Genomic DNA, 6,175 nt, shown 5'->3' on the forward strand with positions numbered 1-6,175 from the left:
GTGTGAGGATGGATCGTTCTCGGTCAGGCGCCCGGGTGCAGCCCGAGGAAGCCCGGCGTCGGGTCGCCCTTCACCTCGCCGAAGTACAGGGCGAAGGTCTGCTTCAGCCGCTCCACCTCGGCGCGGTCGGACATGAAGCGGGGGAAACCGTCGAGGTTGGCGTTCGGGTACTCCCAGACCGGCTTCAGCCCGGCCGGGGGAGTGATGTCCGTACGCACCGACCATCCGTTGAACGCGTTCTGCTGAGTGGCCGTCGACAGCTGCCAGTTGAGGTACAGCTTCGCCGCCGTGGTGTTCGCGGCCGCCTTCAGGATCGCCGCCCGCTGGCCCCAGGCCATGAACGGGGCGCTGTCCGGCATGACCCACTTCACGGGGCCGGTGCCCAGGGGCGCGCCGGAGCCGCCGACGCCGATCGCGTACTGCCCTGCTCGCACGGCGTCACCGGGGGAGTTGCTGCCGCGCGCGAACCGCACGTCCTGCGCGGCCAGCCGGGCCACGAAGTCCCAGCCGTAGTGCTTGACGTACAGCGAGTAGAGGAAGAGGACGGCGTCGTCGTCGTGCGGGAAGGAGGACGCGATGCGTCCCTTCCAGCGGGCGTCGAGCAGGTCCAGCGGGGTGCGCGGCGCGTCGGCGCCGACCGCGTCCGTGCCGTACATGAAGCTGAAACCGATCGCCGCGACCGCGACCCAGGCGCCCTGCGGGTCCTTGAACTTCTCGTGGACCTTCGAGAAGCCCGCCGGCTTGTAGGGCAGCAGCCGGCCCTGGGACTTCCAGCGGACGAAGTCCTGGAGCGTCTGCAGCTGGACGACGTCGGGGACCAGGGTGCCGGTGGCGAGCTGGTTGTCGACCCGGACGTCGTGGTACTTGCTGTAGTCCACGATCAGCGTCAGGTCGATGTCCGGGAAACGCTTCAGGAAGGCGGCCCTGGTGCCGTCCTGCTGGGTCGGGGTGTCGCCGCCCGCGTAGATGGCGAGCTTTCCCCCTTCCGCGAGGGCCGCCCGGTACAACTCGTCGAGCGACCGGGTCTCCTCGGCCCCGGAGCGGGTCGGCGCGGAAGCCGGGGCCGCGGGGGTGGCCGAGGCGGGGGAGGTGCCGAGGGCGCCGAGGCCGAGGGCGGCACCCGCGCCGGTCGCGAGGAGACGCCTTCTGCTGGGGGAGCTGGGCATGGTGAGGAGACCTCTCTGATCTCTGAGGGGGGTCGGGACCGGGCGCCACGGTCGCCCCCGATTCTGCGCCGCCCGGTCGGTGCCGCGCGTCGTCCGGACGGACCGGATGACGCGCGTCCGGTGGAAACCCCGTTCAACCGATCGGTTGAACGCCCCAAGACCTCGAGGACGAGCGGCTCTACGGCCGTGCCAGCCGCCGTGTCGTCAGCGCGAGGTGCAGCCGCAGTCGGCCCTGCGGGGTGCGCACCGGCCAGCCCAGCAGATGCTCGGCGTGCGTCAGCCGGTCCTGGAGCGTGGAGTGGTGCACGTTCGCCTCGGCGGCCGCCGCCCGCAGACTCGCCGTCGCGACGACGGCGTACAGCGTGCTGAGCAGCCAGGGCGCGTCCGCGGCGGCCGCCTCCAGCTCCTGGACGTCCGGCGGTGGTTCGGCACCCGGCAGCACGACCTCGGCCAGCAGGGCGATCCCGCCCAGCTCGTCGGCGTACACCACCCGGGGCCCGGGATCCTGCGCGGTTCCCTCGGCGGTGAATCTCAGCGCGGTGCGGGCGGCGGCCCAGGAGCGGGGGAGGTCGAGGACGGGGACGGCGGGGCCGACGCCGGTCCGCAGGCCGGCGGCCCCGGTGGCCGGGCCCTCCGCGCGGACCACCCGGGGCCGTCCGCCCGGGGTGGCGACGGCGCGGGCGGCGGCCGGCGGGTCGAGACCGAGCCGCCGGGCCGCGTGCAGCCGGGCCGGTTCGGCGGCCGTGGCGTCCAGGAGCGTCTCGACCAGCGCGGGATCGTCGAGCGGGGCCCGCCCCCGGGTGCGGTCGAGGACCAGGCGCGCCGCTCCGGCGGCCCGTTCCAGGATCACCGCGTCGACCACGCTGGGCGCCGCATCCGTGCGTTCCAGCCACAGCGCGGGCGCGCCCTCCGGCGTCAGCGCCGCGGACGGCCATCGCGGGTCCGGCGGCAGGTCCGTGTCCCGTCGGGTGCCGTCCGCCTCGACCCGCACCCGTACCCGCCGGTCGGCGTCGACCAGCCGGGCGGGCACCCCGGCCAGTACGGCGGCTCCGCGCACCAGCGCCTCCACGCCGGCCCGGGCCTCGGCCAGCCGGTCGAAGTAGGCGATCACCCGCACGGCGGCACCGGCATCCGGATCCAGCGCGGTCAGGCGCCCGGCCAGCTCTTTCATACGGCCATCATGCGCCACGCGTACGCCGGTGAGGAGAGGCGAGTCCCGTGGACCCGCGGCTCGTGATCAAGATCGTGCATGGCCGGTCGGATCCGTTCAAGCTGTGAAAGGGTGGCGAGAAATCGATGGGCGATCGCTGGGGGCGACATGCCGGAGCTGGCCAAGGGCGGGAACACGGCGGTGGGGGCCGGGCCGATGACCGTGGAGCTGTTCGCCGAGGGGGACCCGGTCGACCTCAGCGCCCTCCTGGTCACCGCCGGGGGCAGGGTCAGGTCCGACGACGATCTCGTCTTCTACAACCAGCCCTCCGCCGCGTCCGACGCCGTCCGGCACCGGCCCGCCGACGCCGAAGGGCCCGAGCGGATCGAGGTCGACCCGGCCGCGCTGCCCGCCGAGGTGGACCGGGTGGTGCTGGTGGCCAGCTGCGACCCCGACGACACCGGCCGCACCTTCCACGGGGTGCGCGATGTCGAGGTGCGGGCCGTCCAGGAGGGCGCCGAGCCGGTCGTCTTCCGGCCGCCCGCCCTCACCGACGGCGAACGCGCGGTCCTGCTGACCGAGCTGTACCGGCGCGGCGAGGCGTGGAAGGTGCGCGCCATCGGCCAGGGGTACGCGAACGGACTCGCCGGTCTCGCCACGGACTTCGGGATCGAGGTGGCCGAGGAGACGGCAGAGGACCCCACGGAGCCCACGGACCCCACGGAGCCCACGGAGCCGATCGCGCCGGGACCCTTGCCCTCCCTCACTCCCACCCCCTCCCTCGTCAAGCCGCCCCTCGGCAGGATCAGCCTGGACAAGGGCAGCCAGGTCTCCCTGAGCCTGGACAAGGCCGACCGCGAGCTGGTCGTGACCGTGGCGCTGGAGTGGGACGGCGGCAGCGAGCGGCGCCGCCGGGCGGGCGCCGACCTCGATCTGTACGCCCTTTTCGTGCCGGCGACCAAGGCCCTGCACGGCCCCGACGCGCCGGGCTCCCGCGTCAGGTCGGGGCACGTCCCGCAGGGCACGCCGATACGCCCCGGCGGACAGCCCTCCCCGGGCGCCGACACGGCGAAGAAGGGCAAGAAGGCCGACGTCGTCTACTACAACCGGCTCGGCTCGCTCAAGGCCCGCCCCTACATCCGCCTGGACGGCGACTCCCGCGTCCCCGGCCGCGAGTCCGTGCAGATCGTCCGCCCGGACGAGCAGGGGTACGTCCTGCTGTGCGCGTACTCGGCCGTCAGTAACGGCTTCGGCTCCTTCCGCAGCTTCGGCGCGCAGGTCGTCGTGGACGACGGCCGCGGTTCCACGGTCACCGTCCCGCTCTACAAGAACACCAAGACCCGCTACTGGGTGGCGATCGCCCTCGTCGACTTCACCGCCGACGACGGGGCGGCGATCCACCACGTCGAGGCCTACAGCGCCCGGATGACCGAGCGCCGCCCGGTGCTGCACCCGGACGGGACCGTCGAGATGAACGCCGGCCCCGTCGAGTTCAAGCGCCGCTGAGCCCACCCGGCCGCGGCGGCGGCCTACTCGGCGAGCAGCCGTCGCAGCCAGTCCAGGTGGGCCGCCCGTGCCGACCTGGACAGCGCGGCCTGCGGGGCGAACCCGTCGAAGCCGTGGAAGCCGCCCGGCCACACATGCAGTTCGGCCACTCCGCCCGCCTGCCAGATTCGGGACGCGTAGGCGACGACCTCGTCCCGGAAGGTCTCCGCGGAGCCGACGTCGAGGAAGGCCGGGGGCAGCCCGGACAGGTCCTCGGCGCGGGCCGGCGCCGCGTACGGGGAGACGTCGGGGCCGCCGCGCAGCTCGCCGAGCAGGGCGCCCCAGCCGGTCTCGTTGGCTGTGCGGTCCCACACGCCGAGGCCCGCCATCTGGTGCGAGGAGGGGGTGTCGTTGCGGTCGTCCAGCATCGGGCACATCAGCAGCTGACCGATCGGCCGCGGGCCGCCCCGGTCGCGCAGCAGCAGGGCCAGTGCCGCGCTGAGTCCGCCGCCCGCGCTGGCACCGGCGATCACGATCCGTTCCGGGTCCGCGCCCAGTTCCTTCGCGTGCTCAGCCGTCCACAGCAGACCGGCGTACACGTCCTCGACCGGCGCCGGGTGCGGGTTCTCGGGCGCCAGCCGGTACTCCACGGACACCACGACCATGTCCAGTTCGCGCGCCCAGTCCAGCGCCACGTCGACCCCGACCCGGTTGTTGCCGATGACCATGCCGCCGCCGTGCACGTGATAGACGACCGGCCGCGGCCGGGCGGGGGCCGGTGCGGTGGGCCGGCAGATCAGCAGCGAGATCTCGGGGGCGCCCTCGGGTCCCGGCACCGTCCGGTCCTCGACCTCGAAGGCACCGCCCGCCGTCAGGTCCAGCTGGGCCAGCATCTGGATGCCCGGCCCCTGACGGATGACCTCGATGTCCTCGGGGGCCATCCCGGGCTGGATCATCTCCTTGATCAGCTCCAGCGCGGCGGCGAGTTCGGGGTCGAACGGCGGCGGAACGGATGTCATGGCTTCTCCTCACGCGAGAACACGGCGGCTCGTGCGGACATGATTCAGCCGTCCGCCGCCCTCCGGAGCACCGCCGTCCGGCGGAACCTCCCCGCCATCCGGCGGGTGACACCCGCCACGGCCCCGCGCCTTGCGAGGTCATGACCTGTTGTTCACCCGCGCGTGGTGGAAGCGCCTCCTGAGCCGGACAACGATGTCGAGACCCCACAGGCACCAGGAGTACCACCGTGAACGTCTCTCTCACCGTCTGGCTGCTGACCATAGCGGCCCTGTGCGCCCTCGTCGGCGTGGACTTCCTAGTCGGACGCAAACCCCACGACGTCTCGGTGAAGGAGGCCGGGACCTGGACGATCGTCTGGGTCGCCCTGGCCTGTCTGTTCGGCCTCGGGGTGTTCCTGTTCGGCGGCGGAGGGCCGACGGGGGAGTTCTTCGCCGGGTACATCACGGAGAAGTCGCTGAGCGTCGACAACCTCTTCGTCTTCGTCCTGATCATGGGCAAGTTCGCGGTGCCCTCCCCGTACCAGCAGCGGGTGCTGATGGTGGGCGTCCTGATGGCGCTGGTGCTGCGCGCGCTGTTCATCGCCGCGGGCGCGGCGATCATCTCCGCGTTCTCGTGGGTCTTCTACCTCTTCGGCGCCTTCCTGATCTGGACCGCGTGGAAGCTGGTCCAGGACGCCAGAAAGGGCGGACACGAGGAGGAGTACGAGGAGAACAAGCTGCTCAAGGCCGTGGAGAAACGGTTCGGCGTCGCCGACCGCTACCACGGCACCAAGCTGTGGATCGAGCAGAACGGCAAGCGGGTCATGACCCCGATGCTCGTCGTCATGCTCGCGATCGGCTCCACCGACGTGCTGTTCGCCCTCGACTCCATCCCCGCCATCTACGGGCTGACCGACGACCCGTACATCGTGTTCACCGCCAACGCCTTCGCGCTGATGGGCCTCAGGCAGCTGTACTTCCTCATCGGCGGCCTGCTGAGGAAGCTGGTCCACCTCAGCTACGGCCTGTCGATCATCCTGGGCTTCATCGGCGTCAAGCTGGTGCTGCACGCCCTGCACGAGTCCGGCGTCCACGTCCCCGAGATCGGCATCCCCTTCTCCCTCGGCTTCATCGTGCTCGTCCTCACGGTCACGACGATCACCAGCCTGCGGGCGGCGAGGCGACAAGAAGGGGAGGAGCCGGGGGAGACGGCGGCACCGCAGGAGGCCTAGGGTCTGTCGTTTGGATCATGCCGCGCGTCGCGGGGTGTGGCACGCGCGGCTGCGGCGTTGTCGTCGGTTGCCGACTCCCCCACTCTCGGCTGCGCTCGAGCGGGGGGACCCCCATCGCGTCGCCGCCCTCCTCCGCCTTGCAGC

At 72.4% G+C, this 6,175-nt stretch carries 5 protein-coding genes; 2 read left to right on the top strand and 3 right to left on the bottom strand.

Annotated features, from left to right (window positions below; translation table 11 throughout):
* Positions 1-23: 23 nt before the first annotated feature.
* Entirely contained in the window at positions 24-1,166 is a 1,143-nt protein-coding gene (locus ABZ464_RS33385) for an extracellular solute-binding protein (RefSeq protein WP_359283225.1), read from the bottom strand.
* Positions 1,167-1,344: 178 nt separating this feature from the next.
* Positions 1,345-2,337 (bottom strand): helix-turn-helix domain-containing protein, encoded by a 993-nt coding sequence (locus ABZ464_RS33390; RefSeq protein ID WP_359283228.1) that lies wholly within the window; start codon positions 2,335-2,337, stop codon positions 1,345-1,347.
* Between the two features lie 147 nt (positions 2,338-2,484).
* On the opposite strand from ABZ464_RS33390, the gene ABZ464_RS33395 reads away from it, so the two are divergent.
* The gene (locus ABZ464_RS33395; RefSeq protein WP_359283230.1) at positions 2,485-3,822 is read left to right on the top strand and encodes a TerD family protein; all 1,338 of its coding nucleotides are present in this window, start codon (positions 2,485-2,487) and stop codon (positions 3,820-3,822) included.
* A gap of 23 nt (positions 3,823-3,845) precedes the next feature.
* Here the strand turns inward: ABZ464_RS33395 and ABZ464_RS33400 are convergent, their stop codons facing one another.
* The gene (locus tag ABZ464_RS33400; protein ID WP_359283233.1) at positions 3,846-4,820 is read right to left on the bottom strand and encodes an alpha/beta hydrolase; all 975 of its coding nucleotides are present in this window, start codon (positions 4,818-4,820) and stop codon (positions 3,846-3,848) included.
* A gap of 227 nt (positions 4,821-5,047) precedes the next feature.
* Between ABZ464_RS33400 and ABZ464_RS33405 the strand changes: the two genes are divergently transcribed.
* The gene (locus tag ABZ464_RS33405; RefSeq protein WP_359283236.1) at positions 5,048-6,031 is read left to right on the top strand and encodes a TerC family protein; all 984 of its coding nucleotides are present in this window, start codon (positions 5,048-5,050) and stop codon (positions 6,029-6,031) included.
* Positions 6,032-6,175 lie beyond the last annotated feature (144 nt).

This window comes from Streptomyces sp. NPDC005820, assembly GCF_040630255.1.
In the GTDB taxonomy this organism is placed as follows: Bacteria; Actinomycetota; Actinomycetes; order Streptomycetales; family Streptomycetaceae; genus Streptomyces.